Below are 19,676 nucleotides of genomic sequence, written 5' to 3' on the forward strand. Positions count from 1 at the left end.
CTGTCCATGAGCGCATACCCCGTCGCGCATATTCGTGCGATGCGATGCGGCGCGCGGCGCGCAACTGTATCCAGAGCCCTTCACCAGGCAATCAGCTCCGTCCGGAGGAAGTCCAATACGGCCGCAAAGAACGGATCCGGTCACCCGGAATGTCATACGTCGATTCGCAACTCGGTCTCCCGGTCGAAGAAGTGGAGGCGTGACGGGTCGGTGCTGACACGGACGACATCACCCATTGCCGGCCGTGCATCCGACAGCAGCCGCGCGACGATCCGCTGTCCGTGACGTGAGTTCTCGCTCTGGCCGTGGATGAAGGCGTCGGCGCCGAGTTCCTCGATCAGCTCGATCCGCAGCGGCAGTCCACCTCCATCAACCTCCACAGCCAAGTGCTCGGGGCGGACGCCGATGATCACGTTCGCAGTGCCCGCCGACGCCGGCGCCGGCACTGCGCTCCCGCCGAGCAGCCGACCGAGGTCCTCCGGCGACAGGTCGAGCAGATTCATCGCGGGAGAGCCGATGAAGCCGGCGACGAAGGCATTCACCGGGCGTTCGTACAGCTCCCGGGGCGGGGCCACCTGATGCAGCCTCCCATCGCGCAGCACCGCGACTCGGTGGCCGAGCGTCATCGCTTCGGCCTGGTCATGGGTCACGTACACGGTCGTCGCCCCCAGGCGCTTCTGCAGAGCCGCGATCTGGGATCTCGTCTGCACGCGCAGAGTGGCATCCAGGTTCGACAGCGGCTCGTCCATGAGGAATGCCGTGGGCTCTCGCACGATCGCCCGCCCCATCGCCACCCGTTGACGCTGGCCGCCGGAGAGCTCCCGGGGCCGTCGGCGGAGGAGATCGCTCAGCTCGAGCAGTTCGGCCGCTTCGCTGACGCGGCGGCGGATCTCGTCCCTGGGCACCTTCGCCAGTTGCAGGGAGAAGCTCATGTTGTCCTCAACGGACTTGTGGGGATAGAGCGCGTAATTCTGGAACACCATCGCCAGGTCGCGATGTGCGGGCTCAACCCTGGTGACATCCTCTCCGTCGACCAGGACGGTGCCCGAGGTGGGGCGCTCGAGTCCAGCGAGGATGCGAAGCGCCGTTGATTTCCCGGATCCGGACGGCCCGACCAGTACGAGGAATTCACCCTCCTCGATGTCGAGGGTGAAACCATCGAGGGCCGGCTGCCTGTCCGCGGAATAGCGCAGGGTCACATCGTCGAAGAGAACAGAGCCCACCACATCCCCTTTCCCATGAGTCGAGTCGAAGCCGAGATTCCGAGTATCACCGCAGGTCGGATGAGATAGAACGTCGCGGCCGACACTCAACTTAAGCGGCGCGTGCCGGGCGATTCCAAATTTCATGTGCCTGCATGACGCGGCGTGACGCGGCGTGACGATTCTCATAACGACCATGGAGAAGCAGCCCCATAGTGAACCCGAAACCTGCCCGAGCGACCGAGAGATCTGGCTCTACGACGTCGCGGCACCGTGAGCACTTCCGCCTGCTCGAGGTGCTCATCCCCAGCGAGGAGGACGAGTGGCTGCATCCCTGCCTGTGCCCGAGTCGCTCGCCGGCGCCATCAGGCGCGCCGGTGAGAGCGCCCGTGGACGAGAGGTCGAGCGCGCCCTGCCCGTCGACGTGATCCGCTCGCTCGCGGACGAGGGGATCGGACGTCTGCGAATCCCTGCGGCCTTCGGAGGGTTCGGACTCGATTGGGTCCACACCACCGAAGTGCTGCTGGAGCTCGCTGCCCAGGACAGCAACATTCCGCAGGCGCTGCGCGGACATCTGGCGGTCCAGGAAGAAGTTCTCTGGCGGGGCGTCGATGGCGAGGCTGCCGCGAGCTGGCTGGAGCGCTTCCGGACGGGAGAGATCGCCGGAAATGCCTGGACGGAACCGGGTTCAGGCGGCTACAACCGCTCCGGCACGATCGTATCCCAGGGGCCGGAGGGGCCGGTGGTCAATGGCGTGAAGTACTACACGACCGGGTCGATCTTCGCCGATTGGCTCGACGTCACCGCGAGGGACGAGAACGGCAACGAGCTCGCAGTGCTGGTGCGAAGGAATCAGCCTGGAGTCCACATCGAGGATGACTGGACGGGCTTCGGTCAGCGGACCACCGGGTCCGGCACCGCCACCCTCACCGACGCGGAGGTCGCCGAGTACGAGGTGCGCCTGCTCGCGGACCGCTTCCCCTACCAGACTGCGCTGTACCAGCATGTCCTCCTCATCGTGCTCGCCGGCATCGCCGAGGCAGCCGCGCGAGATGTCGCCGAATCGCTGCTGACCAGGAGGCGGATCTACACACATGCCAACTCGACCTCACCCGCCTCCGACCCGCAGCTCCTGCAGGCGGTCGGTGAGGTGGACGCAACCGCAGCTCTGGCGCGGGCACAGGTGCTGGAGACCGCACGCGCGCTCGACGCCGCCTTCGCTGCACGCGGTGCTGATGAAGCAGCGCAGATCGCAGCGGCGAACGCCGCCGAACTGGCGACGGCGCGGGCACAGGTGGCCCTGCACAGGCCGGTGTTGGAAGCTGTGACGCGGATTTTCGACGCGCTCGGCGCATCCGGCGTCGACGGTGCGAAGGCGCTGGATCGTCACTGGCGCAACGCGCGCACTGTGACCAGCCACAACCCCTGGGTCTACAAAGCACGCATAGCCGGTGACCATCGCGTCAGCGGCACGGATCCTGTCCGCCTCTGGAGTGTGGGCGTACCTGAAGGAGCATCGAAATGACAGAGCACACTATCGCCCAGCGCTCGCACTGGAGCGGAGCGGCCTCTGCGGAGGAGATCGCCGCGTGGACCGCTGTCGCCGAGGACGTGGCGCACACCCTCGCTGCTGACGCTGTCGCCCGCGACCGTGCCAACCGGACCCCGCATTCGGAGGTTCACCTGCTCAAGGAGTCCGGGCTGGTGACCCTGCTGGAGCCCAAGGAGTTCGGCGGGGGAGGTGCCCACTGGGAGACGGCGTTCCTCGTCGTGCGGGTTCTCGCGCGCGCCGACGCCTCGATCGCCCAGGTCCTGGCCTACCACTACATCAACGCAGCCAACGTCGTCTTCAACATCGCGAACCCCGCCGACCGTGAGCGGTGGCACCGGGCGACGATCGAGGGCAGGTGGATCTGGGGCGATTCGGTCAACCCGACCGATCCCGATCTCGTCCTGGTCCCGGAGGCGAACGGATATCGCCTGACAGGGAAGAAGAGGTATTCGACGGGTTCGGCGGTCGGCGATGTTCTCCTCGTCAACGCCACCGTCTCCGAAGGGCCGAGAGCCGGGGAGGTCGGGGCCCTTGTCCTGGATCACGACCGGGACGGTGTGGAGTACGTGGACGACTGGGACTTCCTCGGCCAGCGGCTCTCGTCGTCGAACACCGTCATCTACCACGATGTGCGGGTTGAGGAATCCGACTTCCTCGGCTTCCTCGGGGAGGAGCCGTTCTCCACGCTCGTCACCCCGGGCATCCAGCTGGCTTTCGGCAACCTTTATCTGGGCATCGCGGAGGGAGCGCTGGAAACCGGGCGCAGTCTCACCAACAAGCGGCCCAACGCGTGGTTCCTGTCCTCGGCGGAGCAGTACCGGCACGACCCTTTCGTCCAGCGGCTCTACGGAGAGCTCAAGTCGCGCACAGCCGCGGTCTCCGCCCTGGCGGACAGGGTCAATCGACGATTCGACGAGGTCATCGGCCTGGGCCGGGAGGTGACCTCCGAGCAGCGTGGTGAACTGGCGATCGAGATCGCTGAACTCAAGGTCGTCTCCTCCGATGTCGCCACGGACCTGACGAACCGGATATTCGAGGCCACCGGCACCTCGAGCACCGCCTCGTCGATCGGGTTCGATCTCTTCTGGCGCAACATCCGCACGCACTCGCTGCACGACCCGGTCGACTACAAGAAGCTCGAGGTGGGCGCTCACTACCTCAACGGCGAGTTCCAGCCACTCTCGCTCTACACCTGACCACGAAGGAGCACATATGACGCAGACAGTCGACGTTTCCGCCTGGGGCACCGAGACCCACACCCCGTATGCAGCCGCCGACGATCGGTACTCCCGCTTCGGGTACCGTCGGGTCGGACGCAGCGGGCTGCTCCTGCCGCCCATCTCTCTGGGCCTGTGGTGGAACTTCGGTGACACGACCCCGTTCCAGACGCAGCGCGACATCATCCGGCACGCCTTCGACTCCGGGATCACGCACTTCGATCTCGCCAACAACTACGGGCCGCCCGCCGGCGCGGCGGAGGAGAACTTCGGACGCGTCCTGGCGAAGGATCTTAGACCCTACCGAGACGAGCTCAGCATCTCCTCGAAGGCCGGCTGGGACCAGTGGCGCGGGCCCTACGGGAATTTCGGCTCGCGCGGCTACCTGCTGTCCAGCCTGGACGAGTCGCTGCACCGCCTCGGACTCGATCACGTGGACATCTTCTACTCCCACCGGGTGGACCCGGAGACTCCGCTGGAGGAGACGATCGGCGCTCTCGACGCCGCTGTGCGCTCCGGAAAGGCGCGCTATGTCGGGATCTCCTCGTACTCGGCGGAGCGAACTGCCCAAGCCGCGGCTATCGCAGCCGAGCTCGGAACACCGCTGACCATCCACCAGCCGGCCTACTCGATGCTCAACCGCTGGGTCGAGGACGGGTTGCTCGACGTCCTCGAAGAGACGGGACTCGGGTCGATCGCCTTCACCCCTCTGGCGCAGGGGCTGCTCACGGACAAGTACCTGAAGGACCCCCATGCCGAGCCTGCCGGGGGGCGCACCTCGCTGCCCGCTCACCACCTCAGCGAGGACAATCTCGACCGCCTGCGCAGACTCGCTGAGGTCGCTCGGCGGCGTGGGCAGACTCTGGCCCAGCTCGCGATCGCCTGGCTGCTCCGCGACGGTGGAGTGACCTCCGTACTGCTGGGGGCCTCATCCACTGCGCAGCTCGACGAGAACCTCGGAGCGCTGTCCTCGACGTCCTTCAGCAGCGAGGAGCTCGCCGAGATCGACGAGATCACCCGGGGCGAGGCCGGCATCAACATCTGGTCGGTCTCCTCGGACCTGTGATCCCCACTACGCTACGGCAGGCCGCCGGCCCGCCGACCGCATTCCTGACCCCCTGGAGGTCCGACGTGTCCCGCTCCCCCCTCATTCTCTCCGCCTTTCTCATGAACACCACGAGCCACATCATCGGCGGCGCGTGGCGCCGTCCCGAGGCGCAGCAGCATCGGTTCAACGAGCTGCAGCACTGGGTGTCGCTCGTGCAGCGGCTCGAGAGCTCCGGATTCGATATCGCCTTCTTCGCTGATGTCGTCGGGCTCTACGGCGACCACGAGGGCGGATGGGCGTCTCATGTTCGCCGGGGGCTGCAGATCCCGGCGAACGACCCTCTCGTGCTCATCTCCGCGCTCGCGGCGGTGACCGATCGGATCGGACTGGCGCTCACTTCGTCAGTCATCCAGGCGCACCCCTTCGCCTTCGCCCGCCAGCTCTCCACCCTCGACCACCTCTCCGGAGGGCGCGTGGGCTGGAATGTGGTGACGAGCGCCTCGGAGAACGCCCACCGGAACTTCGGGAGCGACGGACTGGCCGAGCACGACGACCGCTACGACTGGGCGGAGGAGTACCTCGAGGTCTGCTACAAGCTCTGGGAGGGCTCGTGGGAGGACGGTGCGCTGGTGCAGGACAAGCACCTGGAGCACGACCGAGGACGCGGCCTGCACGGGGATCCGGACAAGGTGGCCAAGATCGAGCACACTGGCGCCCGCTACCGGGTCGAGGGCCCTCATCTCTCGGCGCCCTCGCCGCAGCGCACGCCGTTCCTGTTCCAGGCTGGGTCCTCGTCCCGCGGTCGGGACGTCGCTGCCCGACATGCCGAGGCCACCTTCTCCATGGCGCCGCGGCGCGACATCGCGGCTGCACATGCGAAGGACGTCAGGGAGCGTGCCGCACGGGCCGGGCGCCGGCCCGAGGACGTCAAGTTCATCCAGGGACTCTCCTTCGTGGTCGGTTCGACGGAAGCCGAGGCGAGGGCTCGGGCGGAGGACCTCGACAACTCGCTCGACATCCACGCCCTCATCGCGCACACCGCGGGCAGCCTGGGGGTCGACGTGGGTCACCTGCCGATCGACGCCCCGCTGGATGATCTCGAGCACACCGAGGGTGCCCAGGGACACCTCTCGGAGCTCAGAGCGATGGCACCCAACGGGCGCGTCACCCTGCGCGACCTCGCCCACTTCCGTGCCCATGCGACCAGGATCGTCGGCACGCCCGATCAGATCGCCGATGAGCTCGAAGCCTGGCAGGACGCGGGGATCGATGGGATCAATGTCATCAACTCGACGATCCCGGGCAGCTACGACGAGTTCATCGATCACGTCCTGCCCGTTCTGCGCAGCCGTGGACTCGCCCGCACCGCGGAGGAGGAGCAGACCCGCCGCCCGACGAGCCTGCGCGCGCGTGTGACGGGGGCCGACCGGCTTCCCGACTCCCATCCGGCGGCTGCCTACCGAGGCGCCTTCGGCCACCTCAGCGCGACTTCCACCGAAACCCCGAAGCAGCAGCTCCTCGCAGGCCGAGGACTCTGACGCACCCGACGAAAGGACATGCCCCATGAGCAGCACACGATCGGCCCCCGGCCGCCTGAAATTCCTCGCCGCCGGCGTCGTGGCCGCGCTGACGCTCTCCGCGTGCGGCAGCGCCAGCGCCGCCGAGGGTGATGCCTTCGCGGGCGAATACGAGGGCGAGGAGCTCAACCTCCTCCTCAATGCCTCCCACGAGGGCGCGGGTGCCTGGTTGGCCGAGAGCTTCGAGAAGGAGACCGGCGTGACGATCAACGTCACCACCGTCCCCTACGACGAGATCGCCTCGACGCTCACCCTCGATCAGCAGTCCGGAGCGAACGTCTACGATGTGTCGGCTCCGTGGTACGTCTCGCTCGGCGACCTTGCCGCTGACGGCAGCATCCAACCGCTCACGGAGTTCGTCGAGGGATCGCCGGACCTCGACGTCGACGACTTCATCCCGTCCATCTGGCAGCCGTATGCCCACGTCGGCGAGGAGATCTACGGGGTGCCCTTCGACGGGGACATCCACGCGCTCTTCTACAACACGGAGATCCTCGAGCGGAACGGCTTCGATGCGCCTCCTGCCACGTGGGACGAGTACGCCGAGCAGGTTCAGACCATCACGGAGAACGAGGGGGACGAGGGAGTCTACGGGGCTGCCGTCTTCGGCGAGCAGTCGCCGCTCATCCTCGGGGCGAGCTTCGCCAACCGCCTGGCCGGCTTCGGAGGCGAATTCCTCGACGATTCCGGTGCCCCCGCCATCAACTCGGCAGAAGCCGTGTCAGCCCTGGAGGCGTTGGAGGAGACCTGGGACGACGCTCTGCCCACCCCGGCGGAGACGGACTTCGGTGCCGGCAACTCGGCGTGGTTCGCCGGCAAGGTCGCCTTCATTGAGAACTGGACAGACCTGGGCGTGCGGTCGCAGGATCCCGAATCCGGCTCCGAGGTGGTCGACAAGTGGGGTGTGACGTACCTGCCCCGCGGAGCCGAGGGAGAGAAGCCGCGCGCCTCGCTCGTGGCGGGCTTCAGCTGGGTGGTGGCGGGCAATTCCGAGAAGACCGACCTCGCCCAGCAGTTCATCCAGTGGGCGGCATCCTCCGAGGTCAACTCCGAACTCCTCACGGCGCTGCCGCCCACCGGGATCGATCCGAATCGAGTCTCCTCTCTGGAGGACACGACCTATGGCGAAGAATTCCCCGAGCTCCAGGAGGTCAACAGGTCGACGCTCGACGGGGCATTGGCATGGCCCACAGGTGAGAACGCCACTGAGGCCGCACAGATCCTCACCGATGAGATCGCCGCTCACCTGTCGGGTCAGCGAGGCTCGGCCCAGGAGACCCTTGATGGTGTCCAGGCAGAGTGGGAGAGGCTCCTTGGCGACTGATCTTCACCCGCACACCGAGCCGCGGGTCACCGGCGTCCCATCGGAACCCGCTGGTGAGAGGTCGTCCAGGCCCTGCCGCCGAGTGCCCGCGCGCGTGCATCGAGCGATCTTCGTCAGCCCCAGCGTGCTCGTGCTGGTGGTACTGGCGGCGTATCCCCTGGTGTTCATCGCCTCGGCGGCCTTCACCGAGTCGAGCCTGGGCCGACCGTTCCAGGAGTTCGTCGGCACCGCGAACTTCGAGGCAGCCCTCGCCTCTGCGGATGTTCGCACCTCGCTCGCCCTTGGCACGGGTTATGCCATCGGGGTTGCTGTTGCGAGCACGGTGCTCGGGACATTGACCGCTATAGCGCTGTGGCGCTCGCTGTGGGCGGGAGCATTCGTGCGGACCGTGCTGCTGCTGCCGATGATCGTCCCGCCGGTGGTGGTCGGCATCCTCTTCAGCTTCATCTTCAGCCCTTCCGGTGGCCTCCTCCACACCCTTGTTCAGCACTTCACTCCGTGGTCGGGCACGTTCGCAGTTCTGTCCGATACGACGTGGGCGGTCTTCGGAGTGGCTCTGGCCGACGTCTGGGAGTGGACACCCCTCGTCGTGCTGCTGGTGTTCACCGCACTGCTCGGCCAGGACCCGCACGTGACCGAGGCGGCACGACTAGACGGCGCCACCGGCCTGCGCCTGTTCCGCCACATCACCCTGCCCGCGATCGCGGGCACGATCGCCGCCGCGTTCCTCATCCGCCTCATTCTCGCCTTCAAGGTCTTCGACTTGGTCTACGTCATGACCTCTGGCGGTCCGGGCTCCTCCACTCTGGTGCCCGCATACCTGATCTGGCGAACCGCGCTGCGCGGCTTCGACGTCGGCATGGCGGCCACCGTCACGCTGCTGCTGGCAGTCGTGGTCACCGTCGTCACGCTTCCCATCTTCCTGATCGTCAGGAGGCTTCGCGATGTCTGAGGCTGTGCAGGAAGCCGGGCTGAAGGGGGTTCTCTTCAGCCGGAGCCGCCGACGGCGCTCGGCAGGAGCAGCCCGCTGGCAGTCATGGGTCGGGGGCGGTTGGGTGATCCTCAGCGTCCTCGTCGTGCTCGTCCCGCTGCTCTACCTCGTGTCGATCTCTTTCATGACACAGGGGCAGATCGCCGCAGGCATCCTCGTTCCGACCGAACCCGCAGCGGGCAACTGGAAGAGAGCGTTGGATTCCGCAGTGCCGCGCGGCGTACTCAACTCGCTGCTCGCCAGCGTCTCGGGAGCGCTGCTGACGCTGGCGCTCGCTCTCCCCGGGGCCTGGGCGATGGCGCGGTTCAGAACCGGGGGAGTGCTGCTGAGCGGGCTCATCCTCAGCCCGTGGCTGCTGCCGCCGATCGTGGCGATCATCCCGCTGCTCACCCTGCTGCGTGTTCTCGGGCTGACGAACAGCCTGCCCGGCTTGATTCTGGTGTATGCGCTGATGAATGTGCCGGTGGCCATCTGGCTGCTGGACGGGTTCATCCGGCGCCTTCCTGTCGAGATCGAGGAGGCCGGGCGGCTCGACGGCGCGGGGGAATGGCAGCTGCTGCTGCGGATCGTCACGCCGATGCTCGTGCCTGCGCTCATCGCCGTCGGGGTGATCGTGGCGATCCTCAACTACAACGAGCTCCTGTTCGCCACCTTCCTCACCCAGAGCGAGGACGTGCAGACGGTTCCGGTCCTGCTGGCAGGAATGCTCAGCGAGCGGGTGCAGGACTTCGGGCGGATCGCCGCCTCGTCGCTGTTGGCGGTTGTTCCGGTGTTCACCATCGCGGTACTGCTGCAGCGCTACCTGATCGAGGGCCTCACCTCCGGTGCGATGAAATGAGCCGCTCCAGAGTCGAACGATCCGCTTCAGAACTGTCGACTCGCGCGCGGAGGCGACGTTGTGGTTGAGGCGGAAGAGAGTCATGCACGCCTGCATCGAGTAGCACGCGACTGACGGCGAGGTGCTCGGCTTCGCTCTGACCTCACTGCCGATCGTCATCCCTCCAGGCAGGGCTATTCCCGGAAGGGTTCGAGTCATAGAATCTTCGGGTGCATTTCAACCAAGTACAACACGCGGTTGGCCGCCTACGCGGTGGTGGTTAACGACGCCAATGAGATCCTGCTGACCTGGTTCAACGGAGGAGCGGCGGGATTCCATCCGGGCTGGTCGCTGCCCGGGGTCGGTGTGGAGTTCGACGAGGACATCGAAAGTGCTGCCGTGCGCGAGGCCCACGAGGAGACGGGGTACCTCGTCGAGCTCGGCTCTCTGTTGGCGATGCATCACTTCACCGCGCCATTCAGCCGGCGCACCGGGCGCCCTTTCCGGGCGCAGCGCTTCATCTTCGACGCCACCATCGTCGGCGGGCACCTGGGCGCCATCGAGGAGGGCGGGACCATCGAGTTCGCGCGCTGGGTTGCCCGGCCCGATTTTCCGCTCCACGATGGCGTTGCTCACTCGAAGGAGCAGGGAGAGTCGCTCGCTCCTTCTTTTCCCCTCCAGCCAATGCGCAATCCCTGACGCCCAGGTGGCCGGCCCTGAGCGATCATTCGGTTTCGGCCTGCGAAGAAGGAAGCAGTCTTACGGCAAAGCTGCTGGAATCAACCAGGCTGGGACCCCACGACTTTGTGTCCAAGCAGGTATAGGCGGCCGGACCCTCGGACAGCGGGAGCCGGTGCGTGATGACGACCTCGGGATCGAGGCGGCCCGCCCGGGTGAGCTCGAGGAGCGTGGGCAGCTCGAACTGGACCGAGCACAGGCCGATGGCGAACTCGAGCTCCTTCACCTGGGCCCGCTCCATGTGGAAGGAGTACCGCTTGTTCTGATTGACGCCGACGACGCTCACCCGACCCGTGCGCCGCACGAGGCGCTGGGCCATTTCGATCGTCGCGTCGGCGCCGACCGCCTCGATCGCGGCGTGGGCACCCTGCCCGCCGGTCCACTCCCGGACCTGGGCGACCGGGTCCTCGGCGTCGACGACCCGAGCCCCCTGGACGGCGGCCATCCGGCGGCGCTCGGGAACGGGGTCGATGCCGAACACCTCCGCCGCACCCATGAGGCGCGCGTGCTGGACGGCCGTCTGGCCGATCGGGCCGAGGCCGATGACCGCCACCGATTCGCCGGGGGCGATGCGGGCGCGTCGCGCTCGGTACCAGGCGGTGGCGGTGGCATCGGTCATGACGACTGCGGCGTCGTCGGAGATCCCCTCGGGGATGATCACGGTGTTGCGGTCGGCGTCGGGGACGGCGACGAGCTCCGCCTGCGACCCCTGGAGGGCAGTGCTCAGGCCGTAGCACTTCTCGGTCGCACCGCTGCGCGAGGTGCACTGGCTGGTCCGGCCCTCATCGCACGCCTGGCAGCGCGTACATCCCACGGACGCGGGAATGAGGACGCGGTCGCCCACCGAACGGCGGTCGACAGCGGCGCCGACCTCGGTGATGACCCCGACGGCCTCGTGACCGACGCAGAAACCGAGGTCGTCGCTGAAGCCCTCGCCGTGGTAGATGTGCAGGTCGCTGCCGCAGATGCTCGCACGCGTAACCCGGACGACGGCCGCCCGTTCGTCGATGAGCTGCGGGTCGGGCACCTCGGAGTACCGGATGTCGCGCGGGCCGTGGAAGGTCAGAGCTTTCATGGGTGCGGGTTCTCCTCGGTGCGGCTGCTGTCGGGGTCCGGCGCACGCGGCGCGGGTGCTGGACCCGATGCGCCGGTGCTGAAAATGTTTCGAACGATTGTTTGGGACGTTGACAGGGGGAGGTCTCCGGGGCAAGGGAGCGCCGCAGTGCATCTCGGCCGGCCGGAGGCCCCGCGGCTTGATCCGCCCCCAGGGCCGAGTGCCGCGCGGAGCGCCGTAGCACGCGGCAGGCCCGTGTGCGACAATTCACGCGAACCGAACGCTTGATCGGCAGACTTGAGAGCAGTGCGACCGACGGTGCCCTGCCGTCCCGTCGGCCCAGGTCTGCCCGTGACGAACAGGACACCTGCCATGCCCTCCAACCCGCTCGATCGCTTCCGGCTCGACGACAGGGTCGTCGTCATCACCGGAGCCAGCTCCGGCCTCGGCGTCGGCTTCGCCCGTGCCACGGCTGCCGTCGGTGCGACGCTCGTCCTCGCCGCGCGTCGCGAGGACCGCCTCGAGGCCCTCGCCGAAGAGCTGCGTGCTGCGGAAACGTCCGTGCTCACCCGGCGCACGGACGTGTCGGTGCAGTCCGAGTGCGAGGCGCTGGCCGCCGCGGCCGTCGAGGAGTTCGGCCGGATCGACGTGCTCATCAACAATGCGGGGATGGGTCCGGCCGGTGTCGCCCTCCATGAGGACCCCGAGGTCTTCCGGAACGTCGTCGACGTCAATCTCAACGGAACCTACTGGATGGCCCGGGCGTGTGCGCCGCACATGCCGCGGGGGTCCGCGATCGTCAACCTGTCGAGCGTCCACGGGCACGCCTCCTCGCGCTATCCCCAGGCGCACTACGCGGCGAGCAAAGCCGGCGTCCTCGGGCTCACCCGCGATCTCGCGCAGCAGTGGTCGGGGCGCAAGGGTATCCGGGTCAATGCGCTGTGCCCGGGGTACTTCGCGAGCGAGATGACCGAGGCCGAGGGCGGCGACCTGCTCCAGGAGATGGTCGCCGACAATGCGATCCTCGGGCGGTTCGGCGAACAGGAGGAGCTCGACTCCGCGCTCCTCTTCCTCGCGAGCCCGGCCTCGTCCTATATGACCGGCGGCTCGCTCATCGTCGACGGCGGACTGAGCGCGACGGTGTAGGCGGGGCGGTGATGCGCCCGAGGCCGGTAGGGGAGGGGCGGGTCGCTCCGTCGCGCTCGATGTCCGTGCAGCCGGGTCGCGTATGCCTCCGTGGTAATATTTCCTAAGTTGAACGAACGATCACTAGGAGTCAATGATGACGATCCGTGGTGCGGCGCTCATCGCGGGTGCCTTTGAGCATCCGCTGCGCAAGATCCCCGACAGGTCCGTGGCGCAGGTCCACGCCGAGGTCGCGGTCGGCGCGCTCGCCGATGCCGGCCTGACCTTCGATGACGTCGACGGGTACTTCTGCGCCGGTGACGCGCCGGGCTTCGGTGCGCTGTCGATGGCGGACTACATGGGACTGAGCCTGAGCTACCTCGATTCGACCGAGACCGGCGGCTCGTCCTATCTGGCGCACGTCGGGCACGCCGCGGCCGCGATCGCCGCCGGCAAGTGCGAGATCGCGCTCGTGACGATGGCGGGCCTGCCCGTGTCCGCCCCGAGCCCGGGCGCCGTGACCCCGAGCGCTCCGGAGTACGCGTTCGAGAACGTGTTCGGCACGTCCACCCCGTCGATGTACGCGCTGGCCGCTCGCCGCCACATGCACGAGTTCGGGACGACGAGCGAGCAGCTCGCCGAGGTCAAGGTCGCCGCCTCGCTCCATGCCCAGCACAACCCGAATGCGCTCCTGCAGAAGGTCGTCACCGTCGAGGACGTCGTCAACTCCCCGCTCATCGCGGATCCGCTCCATCGCCTCGACTGCTGCGTCGTCACCGATGGCGGCGGGGCCGTCGTCGTCGTCAGCCCCGAGGTCGCCAAGCGCCTCGATCGCCATTCGGTGGCGGTACTCGGCCACGGCGAGGCGCCCAAGACCGCGAACCGCGGACGCATCGACCTCACGCACACCGGTGCGGTGTGGTCGGGGCCGCGCGCCTTCGCCGAGGCCGGGGTGACGCACGCCGAAATCGATTACGCCTCGATCTACGACTCCTTCACGATCACCGTGGTGGAGACCATCGAGGACCTCGGCTTCTGCCCCAAGGGGCAGGGCGGCGCCTTCGTCGCCTCGGGCGCGCTGCGAGCACCGGACGGCGGGCTGCCGTTCAACACCGACGGCGGCGGACTGTGCAACAACCACCCCGCCAACCGCGGCGGAATGACGAAGATCCTCGAGGCCGTGCGCCAGCTGCGCGGCGAGGCGCACCCGGCCGTGCAGGTGCCCGACTGCGAGATCGCGCTCGCCCACGGCACCGGAGGATCGCTGGGGACCCGGATGGGCAGCGCGACGCTCATCCTCGGACGGGAGGCATGATGAGCGAGACAGCGGACACCCACGGCGCTGAGGCGCAAATCGGCAGCGATCTGCCGGCCCCCACTCCACCGATCTCTGCAGAGACGCGTGCGTTCTGGGAGGCGACGACTCGAGGCGAGCTCCAGGTGACCCGCTGCCGGACGTGTGAGGAGTACACCTGGTACCCGCGCGGCTTCTGCCCGCACTGCGGAGGGCTCGAAGTCGAATGGGCCCGGGTCTCCGGCAAGGGCGAGGTCTACAGCTGGAGCGTCGTGCGCCGTGGCGGCCTGGGCGACTACCGGGGCGCGGAGCCCTACGTGCTCGCCTACGTCGAGCTCGCCGAGGGCGTGCGGATGATGACGAACATCGTCGACGTCGACGAGAGCGCGCTCGCGATCGGCCTGCCGGTCGAGGTGGTGTTCCACTCGACCGAGGGCGAGGCGGCGTTGCCCCGCTTCGCGCCCGTGCAGGGGTGAGGGTTCTCTCCTCAGAACCCCTGCCGACCGACCTCGTGCGAGGCCTCAGCCGGTCTGCCCGGGCGAACCCTTCTGCAGTTCGGCTCCCATCGCCCCGATGACGGCCTGGAGCCCCTTGAGCGGGCGGACCATGACGGTGAAGTCGGTGATCTTCCCCTCGACGTCCCATTCGATGATGTCGACGCCGCTGACGTCGAGGCCGTCGACGGTGGCGCTGAACTGGAGCACCGCGGAGTTCGCGTCGTACCACTCGTGGTCGTAGGTGAGCGTGGGCCGGAGCACCTGGGTCGCCGCCCACAGGTAGGCGAAGGTCTTCTCCGCACCCTCCTGCGGGGTGTGGACGGCAGGGGAGCGGAAAGTCACCTCGGGGGAGAGGAGCGCGCGGAGCTTCTCCGGCTCGGGCGAGCGGACGAGATCGTGCCAGGCCTGGATGGGGGCGGGTGCTGCAGCGGTCATGTGCGGGTTCTCCTCGTGGTCGTCGACTCTGACGGTCTGTACGAGTGTATTGCGTGCGCGTGATACTTGCTGAGACGCCGAAAGAGTGATCCGAGCTGCAGGGACGATGCTCCGCTTCTCACCAGTAGGCGGTGATGGATCGCCCACCTGCACAGACCGTGCCCGTAGACTCGGGTCGCATGAACGCAGAGCACCGGTACACCGATGACGGCCGATACATCGTCGTCAACGGCCGCCGGTGGCGGGCCACGGATCCGGAGATTCCACCGGACATCAAGAGCGAACTCGTCGGCGAACTGATGCGGGCCCGGCGGCAGATCAAGACTGCCGGTGATTCCGCGCGTCCCCGGGTGCACGAAGCGAAGATCGCCCTGGGTGAGCGCGGCGAACCGTGGTGGGAGCCGACCGATGAGGGTCGGCGGCGTCGGGCAGAAGCTGTCATAAACGCTCTTCTGCGGGTTCGCGACGGAGGTCCCGTATGCGCGTCCGAGGTGGCGCAGACCGTCGGCGGTGCGGGATGGAAGAGCTGCGAATCTCTCGTCGAGGCCGTGATCCGCGATCGGCAGCACACTCAGGCATGGGTTCCGTGCCCGAGCAGTGACGAGATGCGTGTGCGAAGTCCATCGGGTGACGGTGATGGGTGACCGACTGCCCTCACCCCGCTCGACGCGAGCACTCGGTCACTGCGGCAGGTTCGCATTCTCCGCGTAGTTCAATCGAACGCGACTGCGATGACGATGGATGTCTGATGGGCGCTTGAGAAATGTGATTCCGCTCGGTATCGGGCTCAACTGGGAGAGAAATCGAGTTGATCTGACCGAACAGCACGACCCGTGTCTGAGGTCCATTGCATACTGTGACGAGTGGTACGCAATACGTACTGTCATCGTTCTCTGAGGTAGGTATACGTGTCGGCAGAACCCATCGACAAGACTGTTGAGCTCGCGGCGGAGCAGAAATATTTCGATCGTGCGATGCGCAGGCACGTCGACGCGCAGCACCAGATCAAGAAGTCTCAGGCCGGTGCCGGAGGCAGTGCTGCGGACATCAGGGCCCTGAGCAGGGCTCTCAAATCTGGGGACACACTCGGACCGAATGACCCGGTGGCGATCGGACGAGTCGATACGCAGGATGAGCGGAAGATATATGTCGGGAAATCGGCAATCCTCGACGAGAACCGCGACCTGCTCGTAGCGAGCTGGAAATCCAAGGCGGGGAACTGGTTCTACTCCGCAACACCGGAGAACCCGGGCGGGGTGAACCGAAAGCGCACATTCCGGACGGACCGAAACACAGTCAAGGACTTCTCCGATCTGGTCTTCGCGCAGCTGGAGAACGAGATCGCTGCCCTTGAGCGCGGAGAAGTTCGGCTCGATGATGAGCTTCTCGAAAGCCTGGAAGCCGGCCGCACCGATTCAATGGGCGACATCGTTCGCACCATTCAGGCTGCTCAGTACGACGTCATCGCTCATACACCGAAATCACTGCTCATCATTCAGGGCGGTCCGGGCACCGGTAAGACTGCAGTGGCGCTGCACCGAGTGTCCTGGCTTCTCTTCAATCAGCAAGGCCTCCGACCGGAGGACGTGCTGGTTGTGGGGCCCAGCACCACACTCGTCAAGTACATCCAGGACGTTGTGCCGTCCTTGGGTGACGATGGGGTCCGGCATGCAGCGCTCGAAGATCTTGTGCGCGACTTGGTCGTCCCAAGGCACACGGAGCAGCCGGCGAGGGCTGCGCTCAAGGGTGATGCTCGAATGCAGCACGTGCTTGCGGAGGGGCTTCGCTTGCGAGTGCGAACTGGCGGCGAATCTCTCAAGGTCAAGCGTTCGAACACCGCGGGTTCGATTCAGATCTCCAGCATGACTGTGCGCAATCTGATCAGGCCGCTGTCCTATCTGCCATACGGGGAAGGCCGACACCGGTTCATCGAAGCTCTGCGCGGGGAATGCCTGCGGTCGCTCGGAACTCGAGCTGACGTGAGCTTCGAGCGAGAGTTCGACACCAGCTCCTTCAACCAGCAGGTCGATCGAGTATGGCCCAGCCTGTCACCGCTCCAGTTCCTCCGGGAGCTGTTCGGATCTCGCAATCGCACCAGTGCAGCTGGGGGCCATGAGCTGACATCTGAAGAACTGAACCTGCTGTATCGACGCCCTCAGCGGTACATCTCCGATGAGCCGTGGTCGATCGAGGACGCATTCCTCCTGCATGAGGTCGAAGCCCTGATGGACCCGGGCAATCAGCTGAGATTCGATCACATCGTCGTGGACGAGGCGCAGGATCTCAGCGGCATGCAGCTGCAGGCGCTCGCCCGTCGATCGCGGACCGGAGCGATGACGCTTGTCGGTGATATCGCGCAGTCCACCGGACCATTCGCCAGGAACTCCTGGAATGAGATCATCGACGCTTTGGAGAAGAAGGGTGTGCCAGCGAGTCGGCGGACGCTCAAACACGTCTACCGCGTGCCGAACGAGATCTTCCGGATCGCCGTTGCATTGCAGAGCGAGATCGCTCCAGACCTGGATGCGGCAGAATCAGTTCGATCGTCCGGTTCCGAGCCACGAGTATTGAGTGCCTGGAGCGGCGATGTATCCCGAGTCGTGCTCGAATGCGCGCGTGAGCACTCAGCGGACGGGCTCATGGTCGGGGTCATCGCGGCTGCTCCCATGCTCGCGGAGATCGCCGCTCGAATGGACAGCGAAGGTGTGCGGTACTCGATGGCCGACACCGGAACGCTGGGCAAGAACATCAATCTCATCCGGCCCGAGACCGCAAAGGGACTCGAGTTCGACGCCGTGGTGATCGCGGATCCGAAGGGCATCTACCACCTGGATTCCGGAGCCCGGCTCCTGTACATCGCACTGACGCGATCGACAGCCCGGCTGGACATGATCCTTGCAGGTGAGAACGTTCCGGCGCTGTTGCGACCGGTGCTCCCGTCGTTAGAGGTGGTTTCCGCCCCGCCGCCGTTCGATGTTGATGACAGGTTCGACCAGGAAAATTCCAACTCGGATGAGGTCGATGAACTGCTGCCACTGGCCCATGGCGTCGTCGTCGGTGCGAAGGGATCACCGCCCTTGGATTCCGCCCCGCTGCGTCATTTGTCGGATACGTCGGCATACGAATCTCCGGCATCTCCCAAACAGACCGCTGCAGTGTCTATCGCTGATCGCTTGATCGATGTCATGGCCGACACTGTGGTCGCCGAGTTGCGTGCAGTCATTGCACCCGGTGAGGTGATCAGGGTTGCTCGCCGAATCGTCGAGCTGCTCGACGATGAGGAGCCTCACCCCGCCCGCAGCACGAAGAACACGTACGAGTAGTACTCGCCGAACCGGTCGTACATCGCGGCCTCGTCGAGACCGGAGTCGAGGAACGCGTCGATCTCCGGATCGCGGCCGTGCGCTTCGCTGAATGCCTCGGACCGCTCCCGGATGGGCGTGTAGTAACCATCCGTCCACGCCTCGGGCGGCAGGACGAAGTGTTCGATGCACGTGTACCCAGCCCGGGCGGCTTCCGCGAGCTTCTCCTCCACCGTCCCGATGCCCGGATAGCCCTCGGCCCAGTACTCCTCGATCTCCGGCGGCCGGTCATCCGTGAGCCAGCACAGCTCCGACACCACGAGCGCACCCCCGGGAGCGAGGAACCGCTTCCAGTAGCGCAGGCCCGCCTCGAACCCCACGGTGTACGCGCTGCCCTCCGACCACAGCAGATCATAGTGCTCCGGCGGCAGGTCGAGGTCGATCATCGACGCCTCGAGCGTGGCGATCCGGTCCGCGACCCCGGCCGCCCGGGCGCGCGCCTCGAGCTCCTCGAGGAACTCCGGCAGGATGTCCACGGCCGTGATCGTCGCCCCGGTCTCCTGCGCCAGGACGAGTGACTGCGCACCCGTCCCGCACCCCAGATCGAGCACCCGCCGGACCATGTCGACCCCCGGTACCAGGGAGAGCGCTCGCCGCGTGCTGTCGTCGCTGCCCGGCGCCTGCCGGGCGGCGTTGCGGTGGAACTCGATCATGTAGTCGGGGATGCTCATGCGGCCCATCGTTCCACGCATCGCTGACACGGGGATGCGTGTATGCCCGGGATTCGACACAATCCCAGGCCACCGTGCACAGCACCAGCTCCGTGATGCAGCTCCGGCCCCGTCCGCAGCAGAGGTGCAGCAGAGGACGGGGCCGGAGCCGGCGGATCGGCAGACGCGCCGCTGCCGGGACCCGGCGGGCACCTCGGCCGAGGCGCCCGCCAGGCGTCATGATCAGTTGCCGATGGGCGGGGGAGCGACGTCGCGAAGCGCCTCCCCGGTGTGGATGACCGGTGCCTCGGCGTCCGTGTCACCCTTCTCAGCGGCCGCCCTCTGCGCCTCGAGCTTCTTCTGCGAGGGCACGGTGAGGATGATCGACGCGAGGGCAATCACCACCATGAACACGTTGAACAGCAGGCCGATCGCTCCGCCGAACCGGAGCGCGATGGTGTCCTGCCGGCCGATGAACAGGCCCCACGACTGAACGAACTCCGGACTCACCGCCTGGCCGGCGACGCAGAGCGCGGCGAACACCGCGACACCGATCGCGCTGCCGAGCGAGGAGGCCATCGTGTAGATGCCGGCCGCCAAGCCGACCTGTGCCTCGGGCACGTTCGACAGCGCGGCATCCGTCGACGGGGTGGCGTAGAAGCCCAGGCCGATGCCGAACAGGGTGAACCCGATGACCGCGAGCACGATGTACTGCTCGATGAGGAGGAACGTCGCCGAGCACAGGAGCACGCCGACGCCGGTGATCATCGCGTCCCGCACCAGCCGCGGCCCC

18 protein-coding genes are annotated in these 19,676 nt (G+C 66.8%); 13 read left to right on the plus strand and 5 right to left on the minus strand.

What is annotated here, in order from left to right; all coding sequences use genetic code 11:
* Positions 1-152: 152 nt before the first annotated feature.
* Positions 153-1,223, minus strand: coding sequence for an ABC transporter ATP-binding protein (locus ABD883_RS08870; protein ID WP_247618528.1), 1,071 nt, complete (start codon positions 1,221-1,223; stop codon positions 153-155).
* A gap of 301 nt (positions 1,224-1,524) precedes the next feature.
* Here ABD883_RS08870 and ABD883_RS08875 point away from each other — a divergent pair, with 301 nt between their 5' ends.
* From ABD883_RS08875 to ABD883_RS08910, 8 genes are all read left to right on the plus strand, one after another.
* Positions 1,525-2,727 carry an acyl-CoA dehydrogenase family protein gene (locus ABD883_RS08875; RefSeq protein WP_247618527.1) on the plus strand — a complete coding sequence of 401 codons (1,203 nt, stop codon included), beginning with the start codon at positions 1,525-1,527 and terminating at the stop codon, positions 2,725-2,727.
* The gene (locus tag ABD883_RS08880; protein ID WP_247618526.1) at positions 2,724-3,950 is read left to right on the plus strand and encodes an acyl-CoA dehydrogenase family protein; all 1,227 of its coding nucleotides are present in this window, start codon (positions 2,724-2,726) and stop codon (positions 3,948-3,950) included. Before ABD883_RS08875 ends, ABD883_RS08880 begins: the two co-directional genes overlap by 4 nt.
* Before the next feature lie 16 nt (positions 3,951-3,966).
* Entirely contained in the window at positions 3,967-5,037 is a 1,071-nt protein-coding gene (locus ABD883_RS08885; RefSeq protein WP_247618525.1) for an aldo/keto reductase, read from the plus strand.
* 65 nt (positions 5,038-5,102) lie between these two features.
* The gene (locus ABD883_RS08890) at positions 5,103-6,557 is read left to right on the plus strand and encodes an NtaA/DmoA family FMN-dependent monooxygenase (protein ID WP_265809048.1); all 1,455 of its coding nucleotides are present in this window, start codon (positions 5,103-5,105) and stop codon (positions 6,555-6,557) included.
* 25 nt (positions 6,558-6,582) lie between these two features.
* A complete protein-coding gene (locus tag ABD883_RS08895; RefSeq protein ID WP_101652808.1) occupies positions 6,583-7,920 on the plus strand; it encodes an ABC transporter substrate-binding protein in 1,338 nt (445 codons plus the stop codon).
* Between the two features lie 94 nt (positions 7,921-8,014).
* Positions 8,015-8,872: a carbohydrate ABC transporter permease gene (locus ABD883_RS08900; RefSeq protein ID WP_245873654.1), complete on the plus strand. Its 858-nt coding sequence runs from the start codon at positions 8,015-8,017 to the stop codon at positions 8,870-8,872.
* Positions 8,865-9,749, plus strand: coding sequence for a carbohydrate ABC transporter permease (locus ABD883_RS08905; RefSeq protein ID WP_101652806.1), 885 nt, complete (start codon positions 8,865-8,867; stop codon positions 9,747-9,749). The genes ABD883_RS08900 and ABD883_RS08905 overlap by 8 nt, the downstream gene beginning before the upstream one ends.
* 237 nt (positions 9,750-9,986) lie before the next feature.
* A complete protein-coding gene (locus ABD883_RS08910; protein ID WP_247618522.1) occupies positions 9,987-10,427 on the plus strand; it encodes an NUDIX hydrolase in 441 nt (146 codons plus the stop codon).
* A 25-nt stretch (positions 10,428-10,452) separates the two neighbouring features.
* Here the strand turns inward: ABD883_RS08910 and ABD883_RS08915 are convergent, their stop codons facing one another.
* Positions 10,453-11,541 carry an alcohol dehydrogenase catalytic domain-containing protein gene (locus tag ABD883_RS08915; protein WP_247618521.1) on the minus strand — a complete coding sequence of 363 codons (1,089 nt, stop codon included), beginning with the start codon at positions 11,539-11,541 and terminating at the stop codon, positions 10,453-10,455.
* Between the two features lie 351 nt (positions 11,542-11,892).
* Between ABD883_RS08915 and ABD883_RS08920 the strand changes: the two genes are divergently transcribed.
* From ABD883_RS08920 to ABD883_RS08930, 3 genes are all read left to right on the plus strand, one after another.
* Positions 11,893-12,666, plus strand: a complete 774-nt coding sequence (locus ABD883_RS08920) for an SDR family NAD(P)-dependent oxidoreductase (protein ID WP_247618520.1) — start codon at positions 11,893-11,895, stop codon at positions 12,664-12,666.
* A 133-nt stretch (positions 12,667-12,799) separates the two neighbouring features.
* A complete protein-coding gene (locus tag ABD883_RS08925; protein ID WP_265809046.1) occupies positions 12,800-13,960 on the plus strand; it encodes a thiolase domain-containing protein in 1,161 nt (386 codons plus the stop codon).
* Entirely contained in the window at positions 13,960-14,415 is a 456-nt protein-coding gene (locus ABD883_RS08930; protein WP_247618518.1) for a Zn-ribbon domain-containing OB-fold protein, read from the plus strand. The genes ABD883_RS08925 and ABD883_RS08930 overlap by 1 nt, the downstream gene beginning before the upstream one ends.
* Before the next feature lie 45 nt (positions 14,416-14,460).
* Here the strand turns inward: ABD883_RS08930 and ABD883_RS08935 are convergent, their stop codons facing one another.
* Positions 14,461-14,871 carry a nuclear transport factor 2 family protein gene (locus ABD883_RS08935; protein ID WP_137318411.1) on the minus strand — a complete coding sequence of 137 codons (411 nt, stop codon included), beginning with the start codon at positions 14,869-14,871 and terminating at the stop codon, positions 14,461-14,463.
* Positions 14,872-15,050: 179 nt separating this feature from the next.
* On the opposite strand from ABD883_RS08935, the gene ABD883_RS08940 reads away from it, so the two are divergent.
* The gene (locus tag ABD883_RS08940; RefSeq protein WP_265809045.1) at positions 15,051-15,515 is read left to right on the plus strand and encodes a DUF3253 domain-containing protein; all 465 of its coding nucleotides are present in this window, start codon (positions 15,051-15,053) and stop codon (positions 15,513-15,515) included.
* A gap of 264 nt (positions 15,516-15,779) precedes the next feature.
* Entirely contained in the window at positions 15,780-18,194 is a 2,415-nt protein-coding gene (locus ABD883_RS08945; RefSeq protein ID WP_137318409.1) for a HelD family protein, read from the plus strand.
* On the opposite strand, the gene ABD883_RS08950 is transcribed toward ABD883_RS08945, so the two are convergent.
* Both ABD883_RS08950 and ABD883_RS08955 read right to left on the minus strand, forming a co-directional pair.
* Positions 18,158-18,904: an SAM-dependent methyltransferase gene (locus ABD883_RS08950; protein WP_175406833.1), complete on the minus strand. Its 747-nt coding sequence runs from the start codon at positions 18,902-18,904 to the stop codon at positions 18,158-18,160. The two genes, ABD883_RS08945 and ABD883_RS08950, sit on opposite strands and share 37 nt — an antisense overlap.
* A 222-nt stretch (positions 18,905-19,126) precedes the next feature.
* On the minus strand, positions 19,127-19,651 hold the full coding sequence (locus ABD883_RS08955) for an MFS transporter (RefSeq protein WP_345031524.1): 525 nt from the start codon (positions 19,649-19,651) through the stop codon (positions 19,127-19,129).
* Between the last annotated feature and the right edge of the window lie 25 nt (positions 19,652-19,676).

The sequence above is a fragment of the Brevibacterium pityocampae genome, assembly GCF_039541555.1.
GTDB classification, from domain to species: domain Bacteria; phylum Actinomycetota; class Actinomycetes; order Actinomycetales; family Brevibacteriaceae; genus Brevibacterium; species Brevibacterium pityocampae.